We start from the raw sequence: 20,362 nt of genomic DNA, 5'->3' as shown, positions 1-20,362 counted from the left end.
CTCGGCGCGCTTCACGTTTCGGCTCCGGCCGCCCGGATCAGCGGGCGGCCGGAGGTCGTATCGGGCTTTTATCAGCCCGCGATCATCTCCGTCCACTTCTGGTTCAGCCAGTCGGCCTTCGAGGTGTAGAGATCGTAGCGCGGGATGATCGGCTCGATGTCGGAGGAGACGGCGGCGAACTCCTCGGCGGTGAGGTCGAGCAGGTCGCGCTTGACGGTCGGCGCGGTGCCCACCTTGCGCGACAGCGTCGCCTGGATCGGCGGCTGGCTCATGTAGTTGATGAAGGTGTGGGCCTCCTCGACCTTCTGCGATGCGCGCGACAGCGCCCAGCAGCCCGAATCCAGGATACCGCCCTCCTTGGGGAAGGTGGAGCGCACAGGCTGGCCGTCGGCCGCGGCAAGGCCCGTCACGTCGTGGTAATACTGGCCCATCGGGATCTCGCCCGACTTCAGCGACTGCTCGAACTGCGCCTCATCGCGGTACCACAGCCGCACGTTCGGCTTGACCTCGGCGAGCTTCTCGAAGGCCTTGAGGAGGCCTTCCTCGGTGTCGAGCGCGTTGGTGCCGCCGAAATGGGTCTTGGCGGTCACTTCCAGCAGGAAGGAGTTGGAGACGAGCGCCAGAAGGCCGAGCTTGTCGGCGTTCGCCGGGTCCCACAGCGCGCTCCAGGAGGTCGGGGCCTCCTTGTAGACATTGGTGTTGGTGACGAGCGTGATGTACCAGGCGACGGCGCCGATGCCGGCGACGCGGCCGTCCGGATACTTGTTGACGAAGTGGTCGATGAGGTTCGAGGCGTTCGGGATCTTGGCGACGTCGAGCGGCGCCCAGAGCTCGGTCGACTGGCCTTTCAGCATGGCGACCTGCGACATCATGGAGACGTCTGCCGGCGCCTGGCCGGCCCTTGCCGCCTGCTCGAGCTGGACGAGCCAGGCCTCGCCGGTGGGCTCGGCGACCGATTCCACCGCGATGCCGGTCGCCTTGGTGAAGTCCGCGAAGATGTTCTTGTCGAAGGAATCCTTGAAGTAGCCGCCGTAGACGCCGACCTTCAGCGACTTGTCCTGTGCGCGCAGCACGGCCGGCATGGCAAGCAGCGAGGCGCCGGCGACGCCCGCGCCGAGTACGGCGCGGCGGCTGACATTGGTCTTGAGGATGTCACGCATCGTCATTTTCTCCTTTTTGCCGGCCGGTCGATCCGGGCCGGTTCGTTCCCTTTGGTGTATTCTACGTCAGGCCGTCCGCGCCACGGAAGGGCTGAATACCATGAGGCTCAGAATTTCGAAGAGCACCTGGGCGCCCGCCTGCGCGGTGTTGGTGGTAGCATCGTATTGCGGGGCGACCTCCACGACGTCGCCGCCGACGAGGTTGACGCCCTTGAGGCCGCGGATGAGCTCCAGCACCTCGCGGGTGGTCAGCCCGCCGATCTCCGGCGTGCCGGTGCCGGGCGCGAAGCTCGGGTCGAGGCTGTCGATGTCGAAGGAGAGGTAGGTCGGCCCGTCGCCGACGACGGCCTTCGCCTTCTCGATGATCGCCGGGATGCCGAGGCCGCTCACCTCCTCGGCGTGGATGACGGTCATGCCGGAATCGTAGGAGAATTCCCAGAGGTATTCCGACGAGCCGCGGATGCCGATCTGGATCGTGCGGGCGGGGTCGAGCACGCCGTCGAGCACCGCGTTGCGGAACGGGCCGCCGTGGTGGAACTTCGTCTGGTCGAACAGGCCGCCCGTATCGCAATGGGCGTCGATGTGGATCATGCCGACCGGCTGCTTCCTGCCGACCGCCTTCATGATCGGATGGGTGATCGAATGGTCGCCGCCGACGGCGAGCGGGACGATGCCGGCATCGACGATCTGGCCGAAGCGCTTCTCGATGTCCTCATGGCTGAGCTCCAGGCGGTAGCGGCTCTGGAACGGCACGTCGCCGATGTCGGCCACGCGCAGCTCCTGCACCGGCGCGCAGCCCAGCACGTGGTTGTAGGGGCCGATGCGCTCGATCGAGCGCAGGGCGCGCGGCCCGAAGCGCGAGCCCGGCCGGTTGGTGACGCCGAGGTCCATCGGAACGCCGGTGATCGCCACCTGGAGGTCGCCGAAATCCGGGTTCTCCGCCTCGACGGGCCTGTAGGGCGCGGACAGGAAGGTCGGCACGCCGGCATAAGGCGCGACGCGCGTCCCGTTCTTCGTGAAGATCTTGTCGGCGACCTTGCGGAAGGCCGGGTCGAACATCTCGCCGCCGCGGCTTTCGCCGTATTTCGCCCTCAGTTCATCGAGCTTGCTGCTGCCCATCGTCCTGCCTCATCCGTTGGAAATGCGGGCGGACCGGGGGCCGGTGCAAAAGCATGTCGATAGGTTCCCCCGGGGCTCCGCCCTCGTTTTTCGCAGTATCGTTGCAAACGGTCTGGAAAATCAATTGGCATTGTTATAGCACTCGCCGTGAGAAAAATTCACAATCCCGGTTCCGCCGCATGACGTCGCGCCTGCCGCCGCTCAATCCGCTCCGCGCCTTCGAGGCGACCGCCCGCCGGGGCGCCGTCTCGGCCGCCGCGCGCGAATTGAACGTCACGCACGGCGCGGTGAGCCACCAGATCCGCGCGCTGGAGGAATCGCTCGGCACGGCGCTGTTCGAGCGCGGCGGCAAGCGGCTGAAGCTGACGGCGCAGGGCGCGCTGCTGCTGCCGGCCGTGACCAGCGCCTTCAACGAGATCGCGGCCGCGACCGCGCTGATGAAGCAGCCGGAGACGCGCGGCGACCTCATCGTGACCTGCGTGCCGGCCCTGCTCTCGCTCTGGCTGATCCCGCGCCTCAACACCTTCACCGACCAGTATCCCGGCGTGCGCGTGACGCTGATCCCCTCCAACGATCCGGACCACCTGCGCTCGCTCGAGGCGGATGTCTGCGTGCTCTACGGCGACGGCAACTGGCCGGACTACTGGACGCGCCTGTGGTCGCGCCTCAAGCTCTTCCCGGTCGCCAGCCCGACGCTGCTCAACAGCCGGCCGCTGCGCTCCGTGCGGGACCTTTGCGATCACACGCTGTTCCACGGCGACGACGGGCGCGAATGGAACACCTGGCTTGCCGCGGCGGACGCGCTCGACATGGTGCGCGGCCGCCAGCACTTCATGAGCGACGCGCGCCTTTCCACCGAGGCGGCCCTGCACGGCCAGGGGATCGCGCTCGGCGACACGATCACCGCCAGCAACCTGATCGCCCGCGGCGAGCTCGTCGTACCCTTCGACCTGACGGTGCCAGCGAACGACGCCTTCTATGTCGCCTGCCGGCAGGCGGCGCGCCAGACGCCGATCGTCAAGGTGTTCATCGACTGGCTCTTCGCCGCGCTGGAGGAGACCCTTCCCGACCCGCAGGCCTCCGCCCGCATGCTGCTGCGCGGGCGCGGCCGCACGGCGGACGCCTTCCGTCCGGTCTCGGCCCCCGCCGAGCGCCGCACCACCCCCGCCCCGCAGCGCAAGTCCCGCGCCTGACCCTCCACGGAAACGACCATGCCCCGCTTCAACCCGCTCGTCGAAACCCTCGCCGCCCCGCCGATCCCTTCCGTCTTCGCCTGGGGCGCGGCCTATGACGGCCGCAGCGGGCCGATGATCGACCTGTCGCAGGCCGTGCCGGGCTATCCGCCGCACCCGGAGATGCTGCGGCTGCTCGGGGAATATGCCGCATCCCGCGCCTATACCGGCTACGGGCCGATCGAGGGCGAGGACGTGTTGCGCACGGCCTATGCGGCGCACCTGTCCGAGGTCTACGGCACTCCGCTTCAGGGCGGCAACGTCCATGTGACGGCGGGCTGCAACCAGGCCTTCATCTGCGCCGCCATGGCGGTGGCGGGCGCGGGCGACACCGTGCTGATGACCGATCCCTATTACTTCAACCAGGAAACGACGCTCGCCATGCTGGGCGTCGGGACGCGGTTCGCCCCCTGCGATCCGGCGAACGGCTTCCTGCCGGACGTGGCGGCGCTCGCCGCCGCGATCACGCCGGACGTGCGGGCTGTCGCGCTCGTCTCGCCGAACAACCCGACCGGCGCCGTCTACCCGCCGGACCTGCTGTCGGCGGTCTACGATCTCTGCGCCGCGCGCGGCATCTGGCTCATCCTCGACGAGACCTACCGCGACTTCCTGCCGGAAGGCGCCGGCCGGCCGCACGACCTGTTCGGCCGGAAGGGCTGGGAAGACACGCTGATCGGCCTTTACAGCTTCTCCAAGTCCTTCTGCATTCCCGGCCATCGCCTCGGCGCGATCACGGCGGGCGCGGCCGTGGTGGAGCAGGTGGCGAAGATCATGGACAACCTGCAGATCTGCCCGCCGCGTTCGGCCCAGGCGGCCGTGGCGGCCGCCCTGCCGCTGCTGGCCGGCTGGCGCGAGGAGAACCGCCGCGAGATCGCCCGACGCGTCGAGGCCCTGCGTGCGACCATGGCAGGCGTTCCCGCCTGGCGGGTCGGCGCGGTCGGCGCCTATTTCGCCTTCATCGGCCATCCGTTCGGCGGTGCCCCCTCGGCCCGCGTGGCGGAGAAGCTCGCCAGGGAAGCCGGCATCCTCTGCCTGCCCGGCAGCTATTTCGGCGCGCGGCAGGAGAGCTACCTGCGCTTCGCCTTCGCCAATGCCGACGCCGCGACCATATCGCAGCTGGCGGACCGCCTCGGCCGATTCGCGCTCGACTGAGCAGGCCACAAACCTTGATTGAGTGAAGCTGTCCTGAAATAAACTTCAGGGATCGAGCCCGACACGCAATCCAGCGAAATCATTCCTCACCTCATAATTGCGTGTGGAAAATTGTTGCAATCGTGCGAATCCGCTCTTGCGCGCATTCCTTCCGTTCTTATCGTCCGCCGGCAAGCCGCGCATCGGACCCTACTTAGATGCCGGGAGGGATGGCCAAGGCATGGGAAAGACAAACGAAACGCACGGAACCGCCGCGGCGGGCAATCTCGACGCCTCTGCCGTGTCGCACAGTCTCGCCCATCAGCTCCGGCGGGCGCACGGCCAGTTCCTCCAGCGTTTCCTCCTGCACTTTTCCCGGGTGAACCTGCGGCCCGCCGAGTTCAGCACCCTGGTGCTGATCGCGGAGAACCCGGGCCGCAAACAATCGGAGATTGCGGCGGCGCTCGGCATCCAGCGGGCGAATTTCGTGGCGCTGATGAACGATCTCGAACGGCGATGTCTGACCGAGCGCCGCAGGCCGCCGAACGACAGGCGGTCGCACGCGCTCTACCTGACGCCCGCCGGGGAAAGCCTGCTTGCGGAGGCGCGCCGCGCCGAGGCGGATTTCGAGGCGGACTGCCTGGAGCGGCTTGGCGGCGCGCGGGCACGCGACCAGTTCCTCACCCTGCTCGGACGCCTCTCCGCGTGAGCTTTCGTTTCGGCCCTTGACCTTGCCACGGGGGAAGGCTTCAGGAAGAAGGCATCGATCAGGAGACTGCCCCATGAGCAACGACAAGCCCCTTGCCTTCACCGTTCCCGACATGACCTGCGGCCATTGCGTCAGGACGATCACCGGCGCGGTGCTCGCCGCCTATCCGGATGCGAAGGTGGACATCGACCTCGCCGCCAAGCGGGTTTCGATCGAAAACGCCGGCGACCGCGCGGCCGTCGCCTCCATCATCGAGGCGGAAGGCTATTCGCCGGTCGATGCGGCGTGAGCGGCAAAAAGCCGCTTGACCTTGACATGGTGGGAAGGTGCACGATCTGTCCGACATAGGACGAAAGGTGCACCATGCTCACCACCACAGAGCCGAAGGACCGGCAGACCATCAAGCTTTCCATCTCCGACATGACCTGCGCCTCCTGCGTGCGCCGGGTGGAGAAGGCCATCGAGAAAGTGCCGGGGGTTGCCGGCGCGGCGGTCAACCTGGCGACGGAGAAGGCCGACGTGACCTTCGCCGGCGCGCCGGATGCCGCGGCCGTCGCCGAGGCGGTGCGCAAGGCCGGCTACGGGGTTTCGGAGGAGGTCCTGGAATTTCCCGTCGAGGGCATGACCTGCGCCTCCTGCATCGGGCGGGTCGAGAAGGCGCTGAAGGCGGTTTCGGGCGTGCTCGACGCGACGGCCAACCTTGCGCAGGAGCGCGCCCGCGTGCGCTTCCTCAAGGGCGCGGCCTCCTTCGAGGACTTCGCCGCCGCCATCGAGCGCACGGGCTACAAGGCCATCCGCGAGAGTGCCGGCGCGCCCGAGGAGGACCGGCGGGCCGCCGAGGCAAGGACGCTGCGCCGCGACCTCGCGATCGCCGCGGTGCTGACGGCGCCGCTCTTCGTGATGGAGATGGGCGCGCACGCCTTCCCCGCCTTCGGCCACTACATCCACGAGACGCTCGGCATGCAGGCGAGCCGGATCGTCCAGTTCGTGCTGGCGACGCTGGTGCTCGCCGGGCCGGGCCTGCGCTTCTTCCGCAAGGGCATTCCGGCCCTCGCGCGCCTTGCGCCGGACATGAACTCGCTGGTCGTCATCGGCACGCTCGCCGCCTGGAGCTTTTCCACCGTCGCGACCTTCGCGCCCGGCCTCCTGCCGGGAGGCACGGCGAACGTCTATTTCGAGGCGGCGGCCGTTATCGTGACGCTGATCCTCGCCGGACGCTACCTGGAGGCGCGCGCCAAGGGCCGCACCGGCGAGGCGATCCGGCATCTCGCCGGGCTGAGGGCGAAGTCCGCCCGCGTGCTGAAGGACGGGAAAGCGGAGGACGTGCCGCTGGAAAGCGTCGTGCCGGGCGACATCGTGCTGGTGCGGCCGGGCGAGAAGGTGCCGGTCGACGGCGAGGTGACGGAGGGCAGCTCCTATGTCGACGAATCGATGATCACCGGCGAGCCGATGCCCGTCGCGCGCAAGGCGGGCGACACGGTGACGGGCGGCACCGTCAACACGACCGGCTCGCTGACCTTCCGCGCCACCCGCGTCGGGGCCGACACGGTGCTCTCGCAGATCATCCGCATGGTCGAGGACGCGCAGGCGGCGAAGCTGCCGATCCAGGCGCTGGTCGACCGCGTGACGCAATGGTTCGTGCCGGCGGTCATCGCGGTCGCGCTCCTCACCTTCGGCCTGTGGCTGGCGCTGGGGCCGAGCCCGGTGCTCGCCCATGCGCTGGTCAACGCCGTCGCCGTTCTGATCATCGCCTGCCCCTGCGCCATGGGCCTTGCGACGCCCACCTCGATCATCACCGGGACGGGACGGGCGGCCGAGCTCGGCGTGCTCTTCCGCCAGGGCACGGCGCTCCAGACGCTGGAAGGCACCGACATCGTCGCCGTCGACAAGACCGGCACGCTGACGCTCGGCCACCCGACGCTGACCGAGATCGTGCCGGCGGAGGGGTTTGCGCGCGGCGAGGTGCTGGCGCTGGTCGCCGCGGCGGAGGTGCATTCCGAGCATCCGATCGCCGCCGCCATCCATGAGGCGGCGGTGGCCGAAGGTATCGACCTTCCGGCAGCGACGGGTTTCGTCACGGCCACCGGCCAGGGCATTTCCGCGGAGGTTTCCGGCCGGAAGGTGGAGGCCGGCTCGGCCGGCTTCATGGCGGCGCGCGGCCTCGACGTCACGCCCTTCGCCGCCCATGCCGGGCGGCTGGCGGCAGAGGGCGCCTCGCCCCTCTATGCCGCCGTCGACGGGCGGCTCGCCGCGCTCTTCGCCGTCACCGACCCGGTCAAGCCGACGACGAAGGAAGCGGTCGCCGCCCTCCAGGCGCTCGGCATCAAGGTGGCGATGATCACCGGCGACAACCGCCGCACGGCCGAGGCGGTGGCGGAGAAGCTCGGCATCGACCGGGTGATGGCCGAGGTGCTGCCGGACGGCAAGGTCGCCGCGGTGCGCGAGCTTTCTGCGGACGGCACCAAGAAGGTCGCCTTCGTCGGCGACGGCATCAACGACGCGCCGGCGCTCGCCGCCGCCGATACGGGCATCGCCATCGGCACGGGCACGGACGTCGCCATCGAAAGCGCCGACGTGGTGCTGATGGCGGGCGACATGCGGGGGGTGGCGACCGGCATCGCGCTCTCGCGGGCGACCATGCGCAACATCCGCGAAAACCTGTTCTGGGCCTTCGGCTACAACGTCGCGCTCATCCCGGTCGCCGCGGGCCTGCTCTATCCCGCCTTCGGCATCCAGCTCTCGCCGGCGCTGGCGGCCGGCGCCATGGCGCTCTCCAGCGTCTTCGTCGTCTCGAACGCGCTCAGGCTGAAGCGCTTCCGCCCGGCCTTCAAGGGAGAAAGGACATGAACATCGGCGAAGCGGCGGAGGCGACGGGCGTCACCGCCAAGATGATCCGGCACTACGAGCAGATCGGCCTCATCCCCGAGGCCGGGCGCACGGGCTCCGGCTACCGCGTCTACGGGCCGAAGGACCTTGCGACGCTCTCCTTCATTCGCAGAGCGCGCGACCTCGGCTTCTCCATCGCCCAGATCCGCGACCTGCTCGCCCTCTGGCAGGACCGCGCCCGCGCCTCGGCGGACGTCAAGCGCATCGCCAGCGAGCATATCGACGAGATGAGGGCGAAGATGCGCCTGCTCGAAGACATGGTGCACACGCTGGAGCACCTTTCCGCCCACTGCCACGGCGACGACCGGCCGAACTGCCCGATCCTCGAACGGCTCGCAACCGGCGGGACGGAGGCGTGCTGCTGACCTCAGGGGTCGAGCCAGTTCTCGATGACGAGGCCGGAATAGGCGGCGAAGTCGCGGACGTTGTTGGTGACGAGCACGACGTCGGCGGCGATCGCCTGCGCGGCGATGAGCTTGTCGAGATGGTCGGCCTTGCACTCGCGCGTCGCCATGCGCACCGGCCCGTAGGCGATGCCTGCCGCCGTGTCGAACGGCAGGACCGGGATCAGCTCGACCAGGCCGGAAAGGTTGTCCCGCTCGCGCGCCGGGTCCCGCGCGGCGGCGACGCCGTATTGCAGCTCCGCATGGGTGATCGCGGACATCACCACGTCGCCGACCTCGCAAGCGGCGAACCGGCGGGCGACCTCTTCCGGCTGGTTCTTCATGAGGTAGATGCACATGTTCGTGTCGAGCATGTAGCGCGGCATCAGAGCGGGTCCCGCTCCGCCTGCTCCTGCCCGCCCCGGCCTTCCGCCATGAAATCGGGCGCGAAGCGGGCGAACCGCTCGAGGACGCCTGCGAGCGAGCGCCGCGCCGGGCGGATGCGCAGTTCCTCGCCGATGCGCTCGATCTCGACCTCGATGTCGGTGCGCTCGTAGGCAAGGTCCGACGGGATGCGGACCGCCTGCGAATTGCCGTTCCTGAAGACACGCGTCCTGTGCATGGGCATACTCCTTCGACGGGAGGATAGCACACGGGCGGTCAAATGTACACACACAGTGTGTACCTCGGGCGTCAAACGGCCTTGACGGTGCTGATGAGGGCGGCGATGGGCTCGTGCTGGGCGTTGACGCGCGCCTTCAGCTCTTCGAGCGGCATGGCCTCCACCTTGCAGAACTCGATGAACATCATGTTGAGGTTGTTGAAGAACACCTCGCCCATGGCCTTCGCGTCGACGTTCGCGTGGACCGCGCCGCGCACCTTCAGCGTCTCGACGAGGCGCACGACCTGGGCGCAGAGCTGGCCGTCGAGCTCGGTGTAGCGGCGCGAGAGCGGCGTTTCCGGCTGCTGGATGGAGATCGCCATCGCCGCGCGCCACATCTCCTTGGAGAGATAGACGAGCGAGTGGTCGTAATATTGCTCGATCAGCGTGCGCAGCGCCTCGGCGACGTTGAGCGGCGGGTTGGCGACGATGCGCGCGCCGCCCTCCAGCACCTCCGTCACCTCCATCGCGACCGTGGCGACGAGGATGTCGCCCTTGTTCTGGTAGTAGTTGTAGAGCGTGCCGACCGAGACCTCGGCCATCTCGGCGATGTCCTCGATGCGGGCGCTGTCGTAGCCTTCCGTGCGGAACAGCGTCGTGGCGGCTTCGAGGATGCGGCGGGTCCTGTCCGCCTTCTGTTTCGCCCGCAATCCGGCCATCGGCACCTCCATTGGAATCCCCTCAAAAATGAGATTGACTTAAAAAATGAACTCGTTCAATCTTTTTCTCAAGGCACCGCGAACGAGTGCCATATGCCAAGGCCGAAAGCCTTCAGCCAGAGGGAAAGATGATGAAGAACACCGTTTCCGGCGGCCTCTTCCGCCGCATGCTGCTTGCCACCGCCGCCACCTTCGCCCTTTCGCCCGCCGGCGCGGCGGCGCAGGAGGAACTGAACGCGCTCGTCTGGTGCGACCACACCGACCCGGCGCTGGTCGAGCCCTTCGAGAAGGCCAACGACGTCAAGGTCAACCTCAAGGAATACGAGGGCACGGGCGCGGCGATCTCGATCATCGAGCAGTCCCGCCCCGGCGACTGGGACGTGCTGGTGATCGACGCGGTGGACGTGCCGCGCGCCATCGACATGGACATCCTCGGCGAGATGCCCGCCAACCAGCTGCCGCTCGCCGACCTCTTCCCGGAAGTGCGCATGGAGGAGACGACGACCAAGGACGGCAAGGTCTACGCCGTCACGGAGAAATTCGGCTACAACACGATCTCCTACGACAAGACGAAGGTCGACCCCGCCGACATGGAGGACCTCTCCGTCATCTGGTCGGAGAAGTACAAGGGCCGCATCGCGCTCTACGACTACTACCTGCCGATGGTCGGCCTGACGGGGATCGGCATCGGCAAGAAGACGGCGGACCTCACCAGGGACGACCTGCCGGCGATCAAGGAAAAGCTCTTCGAGATGAAGAAGGTCTCCCGCCAGGTCAGCGACGTGGTGGCCTCGCAGACCGCGCTGGCGACCGGCGAGGTCGACATCGTGGTGGGCGGCGGCGAATGGCTGACGGCCGGGCTTTCGGCGGAAAAGCCGAACCTCGACTGGACGATCCCGAAACAGGGCGCGCTGCGCTGGGCCCAGTCGATCGGCGTCTTCAAGGATTCGGAAAAGCAGGACCTCGCGCTGAAATTCGTGCAGTATATCGTCAGCCCCGAGGGGCAGGCGCGGCTCGCCACCTCGTCCTGCTACTGGGCGATGCCGGCGAACGCCAAGGCGGGCGAGCACCTGACCGACCAGCAGAAGACGGCGCTGCGCTGGGACAGGCAGCCGGAATACCTGAAGAACTCGCAGCTCTACCCGGTGGCGGATGCCGAGATGGACGCGGCGATGCAGGACGTGTGGACGGAGATGCTGCAGCAGTAGAGCTTCAGTCCGCCATTCAGGGATTTGCGCCAAGGATTTGCCCCTCACCCTAACCCTCTCCCCGCAAGCAGACAGAGGGGACCTGCCCTGCCAACCGGTCACGATCGGGGAAAAGAGTGCGGCATACCCCTTCTCCCCGCTTGCGGGGAGAAGGTCCCGGCAGGGGGATGAGGGGCGGCACCAGCATGAAGCGCGAACGGAGATCACCCCCCATGACCGCCACCGCCCTCGAACGCGCCGAACGCCGCAAGGCCTGGGCCTTTGCCCTGCCGGGGCTCATCTGGACCGCGCTGTTCTTCCTCGTGCCCTTCGCCTACATGGCGGCGATCAGCTTCTGGACGCGGCAGGGGCGCGAGATCGTCGCGACCTGGACGCTGGACAACTACGTCGCCTTCTTCACGAAGGCGCATTTCTTCAAGGGGCTCGTCGTCTCGCTGGAGATCACGGCGGCCGTGACAATTATCTCCGTGCTGCTCGCCTATCCGCTCGCCTGGATCATCGCCGAGCGGGTGCCGAGGAAGTGGCAGCGCTTCGCCCTCGTCATGGCGATCCTGCCCTTCTGGACCTCCTATGTGGTGCGCTCCTATTCCTGGCTGCTGGTGCTTTCCAAGGGCGGCGTGGTCAACCAGGCGCTGCTCTGGCTCGGCGTGATTTCTGAGCCGCTGGAGCTTTCGGCCAACCGCGCCGGCACGATCATCGGCTTCGTGCACTTCTTCGTCATGCTCCTGACGCTGACGATCTATGCCAACCTCATCCAGCTTTCGCCGAACTACCGCCGCGCGGCTGCGGACCTCGGGGCGAACGCCTTCCAGACCTTCCGGCACGTCGTGCTGCCGCTGACGCTGCCGGGCATCATGGTCGGCGCGTTCCTGACCTTCGTGCTGTGCATCGGCGACTACATTACGCCGCAGATCCTCGGCGGCAACAACGAGCTGGTGCTGCCGCAGGTCATCATGCTGCAGCTCGGACGGCGGGCGGATTTCCCGATGGCGGCGGCGCTCTCGCTGGTGCTGATGGCCGTCGTCACGCTCGCCTACATCGCCTGCGCGCGCTGGCTGAAGATGGAGAGGACGTGACCATGCGGCATTTTTCCACCGCGCTTGCCGTGCTCTATGCGGGCCTCCTCTATCTCTTCATCTTCCTGCCGGTCGTCGTGCTGGTGCTGTTCTCCTTCCAGGACGGCACGCTGCCGGTGCCGCCGCTGAACGGGCTGACGCTGCGCTGGTACGCGGCGGTCTTTTCCGACGGCAAGCTGATGGCCGCGCTCGGCAATTCGCTCGTCGTCGCCATTCTCTCCTCCGCCGTCGCCTGCCTCCTCGGCTTCCTCGCGGCCTATGCCTTCGCGCGCTACACGCTGCCCGCCTCGGGCCTGCTGCGCGGCCTCCTCGTCGCGCCGATGACGGTGAGCACGCTGATCATCGGCCTCGGCCTGCTCTCCATGCTCAACGTCACCGGCATGCGGCTTTCGCTGTGGACGGTCGGCATCGGCCATGTAGTGATCAACCTGCCGCTCTGCTTCGCCGTCATCTACGCCTCGATGGGCGGGCACCAGGTGAACATCGAGCGGGCGGCGCGCGACCTCGGGGCGAAGGACTGGCAGGTGATGCTGCTCGTCACCGCGCCCATGCTGATGCCGTCGATCCTTGCCGCTTTCTTCCTCTCCGTCACCTTCAGCTGGGACGAGTTCATCGTCGCCTTCCTGCTGTCGCGCTTCGACGTGACGCTGCCGGTGGAGATCTGGAGCATGCTGCGCTCCGGCCTCGACCCCAGGACCAACGCCATCGGCAGCGTCGTCTTCCTCGTCTCGGTCGCGTTCCTCGTCGTGATGGAGCTCGCCGTCTTCCGAAAAACCGGGAAATCCTAGATGACCGCCGATGTCTCCATCCGCAATGCCACCAAGGTGTTCGGCTCGTTCCGGGCGCTCGACGACGTCTCGCTCGACATCGCCGCCGGCGAGTTCATCGTGCTGCTCGGCCCGTCGGGCTGCGGCAAGACGACCCTGCTCTCCATCCTCGGCGGCTTCATCGAGCCGACCTCCGGCACGGTCTCGATCGGCGGGCGGGACATGACGCATGTGCCGCCGGCGAAGCGGCCGACGACCACCATGTTCCAGGACTATGCGCTCTTCCCGCACATGTGCCTGCGCGACAATGTCGGCTTCGGCCTCAGGATGCGCGACATGGGCAAGGCGGAGCGCTACGAGAAGGCGTTCTCCTATCTCGACCTCGTCGGCCTCAGGGCCTCGTCCGCCAAGAAACCGCACGAGCTTTCCGGCGGCCAGCGCCAGCGCGTGGCACTCGCCCGCGCGCTCGCCGTCGATCCGGACGTGCTGCTGCTCGACGAGCCGCTCGGCGCCCTCGACCTGAAGCTTCGCCGGCAGATGCAGGACGAACTGAAAGCCATCCAGAAGCGCGTCGGCACCACCTTCGTGCATGTCACCCACGACCAGGAGGAGGCGATGGCGATCGCCGACCGCATCGTCGTGATGAACGGGGGGCGCATCGAGGACGTCGGCACGCCGGCCTCGATCTACATGCGGCCGCGCTCGCTCTTCTCCGCCGGTTTCATGGGCGAGGCCAATTTCCTGCCGGCCAGGGTGCTTGGCACGGCGGGCGGCGAGACGGAGGTCGAGACCGCGCTCGGCCGGGTCGCCCTGCCCGCCTCCGCCTTCGTTTCCGGCCTGCCGGCGGCGGGGTCCGGCGTCACGCTCTGCATCCGGCCGGAGCATTTCCGCAGCGCCAGCGCCGCCGTGCCGACCGTCTCGCTCGGCCGCGGGCGCATCACGGGCAGTGCCTTCTTCGGCACGCACCACCGCTGCCATGTGGCGGCGGGGGAAACGGTGCTGACCGCGCACCTGCCGCAGACGGACGATCCGCAGGCCGGCGCCGAGCTTGACCTGCGGCTGAAGGCGGATAGCATCGTCGTGCTTCAGGACGGAGCGGGAACGGTAGGGTAAGATGGAGCGCATCCGCCCGCAGGACTGGTACAGCGTGCGTCGCCTCGACGACGACGTGACCTTCATTTCCGAGCCCTATATCCAGGAATTCTACCGCTGCAACATCTGGCACGTGCGCGGGCGCGACCGCGACATGCTGGTGGACAGCGGCATGGGCGTCGTCTCGCTGAGGCAATGGGTGCCGCTCGTGACGGAGCGCGACCTGATCGCGGTGGCGAGCCACACCCATTTCGACCATATCGGCTGCCACCACGAATTCGAGTGCCGGGCGGTACATGCGGCCGAGGCCGACCTCCTCGCCAACCCGACGCGGCAGAACACGCTCGCCGACCCTTACGTCACCGACGAGATCTTCGACGCGCCGCCGCCGGAGCCCTACTGCTCGAAGTGCTATGCGGTGAAGGGGGCGCCGGCGACGCGCATCCTTCAAGACGGCGACGTGATCGACCTCGGCGACCGGCATTTCGAGGTCGTCCATACGCCGGGCCACTCCCCGGGGGGTATTGCACTCTACGAGAAGGCGACCGAAATTCTCTTCTCGGGCGACATCCTCTACGATGGCCCGCTGATCGAGGACACCTACCATTCCGATGCGGCGGACTATATCGCCTCGATGGAGCGGCTCATGACCCTGCCGGTGCGGCTGGTGCATGGCGGCCATTTTCCAAGCTTCGGCGGGGAACGCTACCGCCAGCTCATCCGCAGCTGGCTCGATGAAAAACAGAAGAAGTGACGGGAGAAAAGCATGCTCGACAAGCGCAAGTTCTACATCGACGGCCAGTGGGTCGACCCGCTGAAGCCCAACGACCTTTCCGTGCTCAACCCGGCGACGGAAAAGCCGATCGCGGTCATCTCCATGGGCACCGCCGCCGACATCGACCGCGCCGTGGCCGCCGCCAGGAAGGCGTTTGCGACCTACAGCCAGACCAGCGTGGAGGAACGCCTGGCGCTGCTCGAAAAGCTGCTCGAAATCTACAAGCGCCGCTATGACGAGATGGCCCGCACCATCACGCAGGAGCTCGGCGCGCCGATCACCATGAGCACCGAGCAGCAGGCCGATGTCGGCGTCGGCCACCTCCAGGGCTTCATCGACGCGCTGAAGCGCCTGAAGAGCCGCGAGGTGCTGCCGAACGGCGACGTCGTGCGCCGCGAGCCGATCGGCGTGTGCGGCCTCATCACGCCCTGGAACTGGCCGATCAACCAGATCGCGCTCAAGGTCGTGCCGGCGCTGGCGACGGGCTGCACCTGCGTGCTGAAACCCTCCGAGTTCACGCCGCTCAACGCCATGCTCTATGCGGAGATGGTGGACGAGGCCGGCTTCCCTGCGGGCACCTTCAACCTCGTCAACGGCGACGGCGCCGAATGCGGCGCAGCGCTCTCCAGGCACAGGGACGTCGACATGATGTCCTTCACCGGCTCCACCCGCGCCGGCATCGCCGTCAGCAAGGACGCCGCCGACACGGTCAAGCGCGTGACGCTCGAGCTCGGCGGCAAGTCGCCGAACATCGTCTTCGCCGATGCGGACCTCGAGGACCGCGTCGCCGGCTCGATCCGCGAATGCTTCAACAATTCCGGCCAGTCCTGCGACGCGCCGACCCGCATGCTCGTCGAGCGCTCCGTCTACGGCAAGGTGCTGGAGATCGCCGAGCGGGTCGGCCGGGAGGCGAAGGTCGGCAATCCGGAGGAGGAGGGCGGGCACATCGGCCCGCTCGTCTCGCACATCCAGTTCGGCCGCGTGCAGGCGCTGATCGAGGCGGGCGTCACCGAGGGCGCGCGCCTTCTCGTCGGCGGCCCCGGCAAGCCGGAGGGCTTCGAGACCGGCTATTTCGTCAAGCCGACGATCTTCGCCGACGTCAAGAACGACATGCGCATCGCCCGCGAGGAGGTGTTCGGGCCGGTTCTCTCGATCATCCCCTTCGACACGGAGGAGGAGGCGATCGCCATCGCCAACGACACCAATTACGGCCTTGCCGCCTATGTCCAGACCGGCGACCCGGAGCGGGCCGAGCGCGTCGCCGCGCGCCTTCGCGCCGGCATGGTGCACATCAACGGCGGGCCGCACCGCTACGGCAGCCCCTTCGGCGGCTACAAGCAGTCCGGCAACGGCCGCGAGGGCGGCATCTTCGGGCTGGAGGATTTCCTGGAGGTGAAGACCGTCCACCGGCCCGAGGCGGCGTAAGGACGCTGCCGGCGTTCCGGGTGTGGGTGGGCTCCTCGGGGCAAGCCCGAGGATGACGAAAGAAGAGAGGAGCGGGCAAGCGGCAATGGCGTTGCCGCGTGCCTTACCGTCCGATAGGCAGGCCGCCTCTCCTCCCCGCCGTCACCCTCGGGCGCTTGCAGCCGAAAGCACGCAAAGTTTTCCTCTAATTTAGCGGCGCCCGTCTGGTTCAAAGCGGCGCGGTCTGATAGCTGGCTGGCGTTTGCCTTCTCCGGACCGCTCCCTTGTCGCCGATCGCCGCCTCCCGCCATGCCCGCCTTGCCCTGATCGCCCTCCTGGTCGGAGGCGCCGCCATCGGCGGATCGCCGATCTTCGTGCGCCTTTCGGAGGTGGGGCCGATGGCGACCGCCTTCTGGCGCGTCTCGCTGGCCCTGCTGCCGTTTCTCCTGATCTCGCGCGTGGCGAAGCAGGGCGACGAAACGCCTTCCGGCCTGCGCGACCATCTCTTCCTGCTGCTGCCGGGCGTGTTCCTGGCGGTCGACCTCGCGGCATGGCACATCTCGCTGCACATGACCTCCGTCGCCAACGCGACGCTGCTCGCCAACCTCGCGCCGGTCTTCGTGACGCTCGGCTCCTGGCTCATCTTCCGCACGCGCATCACGCCGGTCTTCCTGACGGGCCTGACGCTCGCCCTCCTCGGCGTCGTCGTGCTGAAGGGCGGGCCGGCGGCCATCGGCGGCGGGCAGCTTGCGGGGGACGCGACGGCCGTGGTCGCAGCGATCTTCTATGCCTGCTACATGCTGTCGCTCGGCCATGTGCGCGCGCGTTTCTCGACCTTGCGCATCATGGTCTGGACGACCCTTTCGGCCGCGGTCTGCATGCTGCCGCTCGCCTTCTTCTTCGAGGGCGGCATGGTGCCGGCGACGCTCTTCGGCTGGGCGATGGTGCTGGGCCTCGCCTTCATCAGCCATGTCGGAGGCCAGGGGCTCGTCACCTATGCGCTCGCCTATCTGCCCACCGCCTTCTCCTCGCTGACGCTGCTTCTCCAGCCGGTCGTCGCCGCCATCCTCGCCTGGCTCCTCCTGTCCGAGCCTGTCGGCATGATGCAGGCGGTCGGCGGGGCGATCGTGCTACTCGGCATCCTCGTCGCCCGGCGGGGCTGACCGCCCTCAGTGATTGTGCCGGGGCGGCGTTTCCGCGATCCTGCGGAAATCGGCCGCGCCGTCGATGACGGCGCCGTCCGAAAGCTGGGTGACCGTCCGGCGGTAGAGCCGCTGCCACGGCGTCGCATCCGCCGGCACCGGCGGAATGCCGTCCGCCTTTCGCCTTTCGATCTCCGCCTCGTCCACCAGCATGTCGCAGCGCCCCGTGTTGAGGTCGATGCGGATCGTGTCGCCGGTGCGGAGCCAGGCGAGCCCGCCGCCGGCCGCGCTTTCCGGCGAGGCGTTGAGAATCGACGGGCTGTCGGCCGTGCCGGACTGCCGCCCGTCGCCGATCGTCGGCAGGCTGGCGATGCCGCGCTTCAGGAGGTGGTCCGGCGGCTGCATGTTGACGACCTCCGCCGAGCCCGGCCAGCCGAGCGGGCCGGCCCCGCGGATGACAAGGATGGTGCGCTCGTCGATGCCGAGCGCCGGATCGTTGATGCGGCGGTGGTAGTCCTCCGAACCGTCGAAGACGACGGCCCTGCCCTCGAAGACGCCCTCGCGGCCCGGCTCGCTGAGATACCGCAGGCGGAATTCCGGCGAGATCACCGACGTCTTCATGATGGCGAAATCGAAGAGGTTGCCCTTGAGCACGAGGAAGCCCGCCCGCTCCTTCAGCGGCTCGCCGTAGGGCCGGATGACCTCGCGGTCGGTCGCTCCGCGCCCCTTGAGGTTCTCCGCGACGGTGCGGCCCGTGACGGTGGGACAGGTGCCGTCGAGCTTTCCCGCATCGAGCAGCTCGCGCATGATCGCCGGCACGCCGCCCGCCCGGTGGAAGCGCTCGCCGAGGAAACGGCCGGCCGGCTGCACGTCGGCGAGGAGCGGGATGTCGTAGCCGTGCACCTGCCAGTCCTCCGGCGCGAGCTCCATGCCCGCGTGCTTCGCCATGGCCATCAGGTGCGGCTGCGCATTGGTCGAGCCGCCGATGGCCGAGTTGACGCGGATGGCGTTGAGGAAGGCCTGCCGCGTCAGGATGTACGAGGGGCGGATGTCCTCCAGCACCAGCTCCACCGCGCGCCGGCCGGTGCGGTAGGCCATCTGGCCGCGCTCGCGATAGGCCGCGGGGATCGTCGCGCAGCCCGTCAGCGACATGCCGAGCGCTTCGGCCAGCGCGTTCATGGTCGAGGCGGTTCCCATCGTGTTGCAATGGCCGATGGAGGGCGCGGAATCCATCGCGGCCTGCAGGAACTCCTCCTCGTCGATCGCCCCGGCCGCGAGCTTGCGGCGCGAGCGCCAGATGACCGTGCCGGAGCCGGCAAGATCGCCCTCGTGCCAGCCGTCGAGCATCGGCCCGCCGGAAAGCACGATCGCCGGGATGTCGACGGTGGAGGCGGCCATCAGCGCGGACGGCGTGGTCTTGTCGCAGCCCGTCGTCAGCACGACGCCGTCGAGCGGATAGCCGTAGAGGATCTCGACGAGGCCGAGATAGGCGAGGTTGCGGTCGAGCGCGGCGGTCGGCCGCTTGCAGTTCTCGAAGATCGGATGGGTCGGGAACTCGATCGGGATGCCGCCCGCATCGCGGATGCCGTCGCGCACCCGTTTCGCCAGGTCGACGTGATGGCGGTTGCAGGGCGTCAGGTCGCTGCCGCTCTGGGCGATGCCGATCACCGGCTTGCCGGAGCGCAGCTCCTCCGGCGTAATGCCGTAGTTCATGAAGCGCTCGAGGTAGAGCGCGGCCATGTCGATATGGTCGCGGTTGTCGAACCAGTCCTGGGAGCGCAGCCGCCGCCTGCCTGTCTTTCCGTTGGTCATCGAATATGCCTCGCAAGATGTCCGGGCCACTCTTTCACCGCTGCCGCCCGGGTTCAACCGGTCAGATACCCAGTGTTCCGCTTTATGCAGCTATCAAAATTGCTGACTGGATCGGCCGGATGGAATGTGTCACAGCCTCCCGTATCCTGAGCCGAGTTTCCGCCATGACCCACATCGCCGCCTCCCCGTCCGTTTCCGGCTCCGCCCGCCTCGGCGTTCTGCTGATGCTGCTCGGCATGGTCATGTTCTCGCTGAACGATGTGCTCGGCAAATGGCTGGTGGCGACCTATTCCGTCGGCCAGCTCATGCTGATCCGCAGCGTCGCGGCGATGGTGGTGCTCGCGCCGTTCTTCTGGCGGGTCGGCTGGCGCCGGCTGGTCGATGTCGAGCGGCCGAAGCTGCACCTGCTGCGCTCCGCCCTCTTCGCCTTCGAGGCGTCCGGCTTCTATTTCGCCGTCGCCTACATGCCGCTCGCAGACGCCATGACCTACTGGCTCGCCGCGCCGATCTACGTCGCCGCGCTTTCCCCGCTCATGCTCGGCGAGAAGGTCGGCTGGCGGCGCTGGACGGCGATCGTCGTCGGCTTCGTCGGCGTGCTCATCGCGCTGGAGCCCTCGAAGGACACGTTCACGCTGCCCGCCCTCATCGCGCTCGCCGGCAGCCTCGCCTTCAGCCTTGCCATGGTGCTCGGCCGGTCGCTGCGCGCGGCGCCGGACACGACGCTGGTCTTCTGGCAGGTGGCGGGCGCGGCGGTCTTCGCCGGCATCTGGTGCCTTGCCGACCCCGCCGGCTGGGCACCGGTGAGCGGCGTCGATTTCGGCCTGCTCAGCCTGCTCGGCATCGTCGCGATGAGCGCGCACATGCTGGTCAACCGCTCGCTGAAGCTGGCGGACGCGGCGACGGTCGTGCCGCTGCAATACACGCTGCTGCTCTGGGCGGTGATCTTCGGCTGGATCTTCTTCGGCGATGCGCCACGCCCCGCCATGCTGGTGGGCGCCGGCTTCATCGTCGCCTCCGGCCTCTTCATCTTCTTCCGCGAGCAGCAGCTGAAGCGGCGCAGCCGGAATACCTAGGATGAGGACTCATTCAAACCCATGCGATGACTGCTGAAACGAGAGCGATGGCTGCGAGATAGTTTGTTGCTAG

Annotated in this window: 20 protein-coding genes; 14 read left to right on the top strand and 6 right to left on the bottom strand. The window is 67.9% G+C overall.

Features of this window, described 5'->3' with window-relative positions; all coding sequences use genetic code 11:
• Positions 1-71: 71 nt before the first annotated feature.
• On the bottom strand, positions 72-1,160 hold the full coding sequence (locus ACIIOY_RS11390) for an ABC transporter substrate-binding protein (RefSeq protein WP_411034783.1): 1,089 nt from the start codon (positions 1,158-1,160) through the stop codon (positions 72-74).
• 66 nt (positions 1,161-1,226) lie between these two features.
• A complete protein-coding gene (gene speB / locus ACIIOY_RS11385; RefSeq protein ID WP_411034782.1) occupies positions 1,227-2,279 on the bottom strand; it encodes an agmatinase in 1,053 nt (350 codons plus the stop codon).
• 179 nt (positions 2,280-2,458) lie between these two features.
• Here speB and ACIIOY_RS11380 point away from each other — a divergent pair, with 179 nt between their 5' ends.
• From ACIIOY_RS11380 to cueR, 6 genes are all read left to right on the top strand, one after another.
• Positions 2,459-3,472 carry a LysR substrate-binding domain-containing protein gene (locus ACIIOY_RS11380; RefSeq protein ID WP_411034781.1) on the top strand — a complete coding sequence of 338 codons (1,014 nt, stop codon included), beginning with the start codon at positions 2,459-2,461 and terminating at the stop codon, positions 3,470-3,472.
• 18 nt (positions 3,473-3,490) lie between these two features.
• Positions 3,491-4,663: an aminotransferase gene (locus ACIIOY_RS11375; protein WP_411034780.1), complete on the top strand. Its 1,173-nt coding sequence runs from the start codon at positions 3,491-3,493 to the stop codon at positions 4,661-4,663.
• Positions 4,664-4,883: 220 nt separating this feature from the next.
• Positions 4,884-5,351 carry a MarR family winged helix-turn-helix transcriptional regulator gene (locus tag ACIIOY_RS11370; RefSeq protein ID WP_411034779.1) on the top strand — a complete coding sequence of 156 codons (468 nt, stop codon included), beginning with the start codon at positions 4,884-4,886 and terminating at the stop codon, positions 5,349-5,351.
• Positions 5,352-5,424: 73 nt separating this feature from the next.
• Positions 5,425-5,640, top strand: a complete 216-nt coding sequence (locus ACIIOY_RS11365; protein WP_411034778.1) for a heavy-metal-associated domain-containing protein — start codon at positions 5,425-5,427, stop codon at positions 5,638-5,640.
• A 74-nt stretch (positions 5,641-5,714) separates the two neighbouring features.
• Complete coding sequence (locus ACIIOY_RS11360) at positions 5,715-8,198, top strand: heavy metal translocating P-type ATPase (protein ID WP_411034777.1); 2,484 nt, start codon at positions 5,715-5,717, stop codon at positions 8,196-8,198.
• A complete protein-coding gene (cueR, locus tag ACIIOY_RS11355) occupies positions 8,195-8,602 on the top strand; it encodes a Cu(I)-responsive transcriptional regulator (RefSeq protein ID WP_411034776.1) in 408 nt (135 codons plus the stop codon). The genes ACIIOY_RS11360 and cueR overlap by 4 nt, the downstream gene beginning before the upstream one ends.
• 2 nt (positions 8,603-8,604) lie before the next feature.
• Here cueR and ACIIOY_RS11350 read toward each other — a convergent pair whose 3' ends face one another.
• The 3 genes from ACIIOY_RS11350 to ACIIOY_RS11340 all read right to left on the bottom strand — a co-directional run bounded on the left by ACIIOY_RS11350 (position 8,605) and on the right by ACIIOY_RS11340 (position 9,940).
• The gene (locus ACIIOY_RS11350; RefSeq protein WP_411034775.1) at positions 8,605-9,006 is read right to left on the bottom strand and encodes a type II toxin-antitoxin system VapC family toxin; all 402 of its coding nucleotides are present in this window, start codon (positions 9,004-9,006) and stop codon (positions 8,605-8,607) included.
• Positions 9,006-9,242, bottom strand: coding sequence for an antitoxin (locus ACIIOY_RS11345; RefSeq protein ID WP_411034774.1), 237 nt, complete (start codon positions 9,240-9,242; stop codon positions 9,006-9,008). Before ACIIOY_RS11345 ends, ACIIOY_RS11350 begins: the two co-directional genes overlap by 1 nt.
• A 71-nt stretch (positions 9,243-9,313) precedes the next feature.
• Positions 9,314-9,940: a TetR/AcrR family transcriptional regulator gene (locus ACIIOY_RS11340; RefSeq protein ID WP_411034773.1), complete on the bottom strand. Its 627-nt coding sequence runs from the start codon at positions 9,938-9,940 to the stop codon at positions 9,314-9,316.
• 131 nt (positions 9,941-10,071) lie between these two features.
• Here ACIIOY_RS11340 and ACIIOY_RS11335 point away from each other — a divergent pair, with 131 nt between their 5' ends.
• From ACIIOY_RS11335 to ACIIOY_RS11305, 7 genes are all read left to right on the top strand, one after another.
• Entirely contained in the window at positions 10,072-11,148 is a 1,077-nt protein-coding gene (locus ACIIOY_RS11335) for an ABC transporter substrate-binding protein (RefSeq protein ID WP_411034968.1), read from the top strand.
• 212 nt (positions 11,149-11,360) lie between these two features.
• Positions 11,361-12,224, top strand: coding sequence for an ABC transporter permease (locus ACIIOY_RS11330; RefSeq protein ID WP_411034772.1), 864 nt, complete (start codon positions 11,361-11,363; stop codon positions 12,222-12,224).
• Positions 12,225-12,226: 2 nt separating this feature from the next.
• Positions 12,227-13,012, top strand: coding sequence for an ABC transporter permease (locus tag ACIIOY_RS11325; RefSeq protein WP_411034771.1), 786 nt, complete (start codon positions 12,227-12,229; stop codon positions 13,010-13,012).
• Positions 13,013-14,104 carry an ABC transporter ATP-binding protein gene (locus ACIIOY_RS11320; RefSeq protein ID WP_411034770.1) on the top strand — a complete coding sequence of 364 codons (1,092 nt, stop codon included), beginning with the start codon at positions 13,013-13,015 and terminating at the stop codon, positions 14,102-14,104.
• A gap of 1 nt (position 14,105) precedes the next feature.
• Positions 14,106-14,837 (top strand): MBL fold metallo-hydrolase, encoded by a 732-nt coding sequence (locus tag ACIIOY_RS11315; protein ID WP_411034769.1) that lies wholly within the window; start codon positions 14,106-14,108, stop codon positions 14,835-14,837.
• A gap of 12 nt (positions 14,838-14,849) precedes the next feature.
• Entirely contained in the window at positions 14,850-16,283 is a 1,434-nt protein-coding gene (locus ACIIOY_RS11310) for an aldehyde dehydrogenase family protein (RefSeq protein WP_411034768.1), read from the top strand.
• Positions 16,284-16,546: 263 nt separating this feature from the next.
• A complete protein-coding gene (locus tag ACIIOY_RS11305) occupies positions 16,547-17,425 on the top strand; it encodes a DMT family transporter (RefSeq protein WP_411034767.1) in 879 nt (292 codons plus the stop codon).
• Positions 17,426-17,431: 6 nt separating this feature from the next.
• Here ACIIOY_RS11305 and ACIIOY_RS11300 read toward each other — a convergent pair whose 3' ends face one another.
• Entirely contained in the window at positions 17,432-19,216 is a 1,785-nt protein-coding gene (locus tag ACIIOY_RS11300) for an IlvD/Edd family dehydratase (RefSeq protein WP_411034766.1), read from the bottom strand.
• 164 nt (positions 19,217-19,380) lie between these two features.
• On the opposite strand from ACIIOY_RS11300, the gene ACIIOY_RS11295 reads away from it, so the two are divergent.
• Positions 19,381-20,289 (top strand): DMT family transporter, encoded by a 909-nt coding sequence (locus ACIIOY_RS11295; protein ID WP_411034765.1) that lies wholly within the window; start codon positions 19,381-19,383, stop codon positions 20,287-20,289.
• Positions 20,290-20,362 lie beyond the last annotated feature (73 nt).

Source organism: Shinella agrisoli (genome assembly GCF_046557955.1).
Taxonomy (GTDB): Bacteria; Pseudomonadota; Alphaproteobacteria; order Rhizobiales; family Rhizobiaceae; genus Shinella.
The sequence above is the reverse complement of the archived record's forward strand: the minus strand, read 5'-3'. Positions and strand labels throughout refer to the sequence as shown.

Excerpts from the sequence above, each read along its gene's own strand:
- ACIIOY_RS11370 (WP_411034779.1), top strand. The coding sequence starts at position 4,884 with ATGGGAAAGACAAACGAAACGCACGGAACCGCCGCGGCGGGCAATCTC.
- ACIIOY_RS11310 (WP_411034768.1), top strand. The coding sequence starts at position 14,850 with ATGCTCGACAAGCGCAAGTTCTACATCGACGGCCAGTGGGTCGACCCG.
- ACIIOY_RS11380 (WP_411034781.1), top strand. The coding sequence starts at position 2,459 with ATGACGTCGCGCCTGCCGCCGCTCAATCCGCTCCGCGCCTTCGAGGCG.
- ACIIOY_RS11335 (WP_411034968.1), top strand. The coding sequence starts at position 10,072 with ATGAAGAACACCGTTTCCGGCGGCCTCTTCCGCCGCATGCTGCTTGCC.
- ACIIOY_RS11295 (WP_411034765.1), top strand. The coding sequence starts at position 19,381 with ATGACCCACATCGCCGCCTCCCCGTCCGTTTCCGGCTCCGCCCGCCTC.
- ACIIOY_RS11325 (WP_411034771.1), top strand. The coding sequence starts at position 12,227 with ATGCGGCATTTTTCCACCGCGCTTGCCGTGCTCTATGCGGGCCTCCTC.
- ACIIOY_RS11330 (WP_411034772.1), top strand. The coding sequence starts at position 11,361 with ATGACCGCCACCGCCCTCGAACGCGCCGAACGCCGCAAGGCCTGGGCC.
- ACIIOY_RS11315 (WP_411034769.1), top strand. The coding sequence starts at position 14,106 with ATGGAGCGCATCCGCCCGCAGGACTGGTACAGCGTGCGTCGCCTCGAC.
- ACIIOY_RS11375 (WP_411034780.1), top strand. The coding sequence starts at position 3,491 with ATGCCCCGCTTCAACCCGCTCGTCGAAACCCTCGCCGCCCCGCCGATC.
- ACIIOY_RS11345 (WP_411034774.1), bottom strand. The coding sequence starts at position 9,242 with ATGCACAGGACGCGTGTCTTCAGGAACGGCAATTCGCAGGCGGTCCGC.
- cueR (WP_411034776.1), top strand. The coding sequence starts at position 8,195 with ATGAACATCGGCGAAGCGGCGGAGGCGACGGGCGTCACCGCCAAGATG.
- ACIIOY_RS11340 (WP_411034773.1), bottom strand. The coding sequence starts at position 9,940 with ATGGCCGGATTGCGGGCGAAACAGAAGGCGGACAGGACCCGCCGCATC.
- ACIIOY_RS11390 (WP_411034783.1), bottom strand. The coding sequence starts at position 1,160 with ATGCGTGACATCCTCAAGACCAATGTCAGCCGCCGCGCCGTACTCGGC.
- ACIIOY_RS11350 (WP_411034775.1), bottom strand. The coding sequence starts at position 9,006 with ATGCCGCGCTACATGCTCGACACGAACATGTGCATCTACCTCATGAAG.
- ACIIOY_RS11365 (WP_411034778.1), top strand. The coding sequence starts at position 5,425 with ATGAGCAACGACAAGCCCCTTGCCTTCACCGTTCCCGACATGACCTGC.
- ACIIOY_RS11320 (WP_411034770.1), top strand. The coding sequence starts at position 13,013 with ATGACCGCCGATGTCTCCATCCGCAATGCCACCAAGGTGTTCGGCTCG.
- ACIIOY_RS11360 (WP_411034777.1), top strand. The coding sequence starts at position 5,715 with ATGCTCACCACCACAGAGCCGAAGGACCGGCAGACCATCAAGCTTTCC.
- speB (WP_411034782.1), bottom strand. The coding sequence starts at position 2,279 with ATGGGCAGCAGCAAGCTCGATGAACTGAGGGCGAAATACGGCGAAAGC.
- ACIIOY_RS11300 (WP_411034766.1), bottom strand. The coding sequence starts at position 19,216 with ATGACCAACGGAAAGACAGGCAGGCGGCGGCTGCGCTCCCAGGACTGG.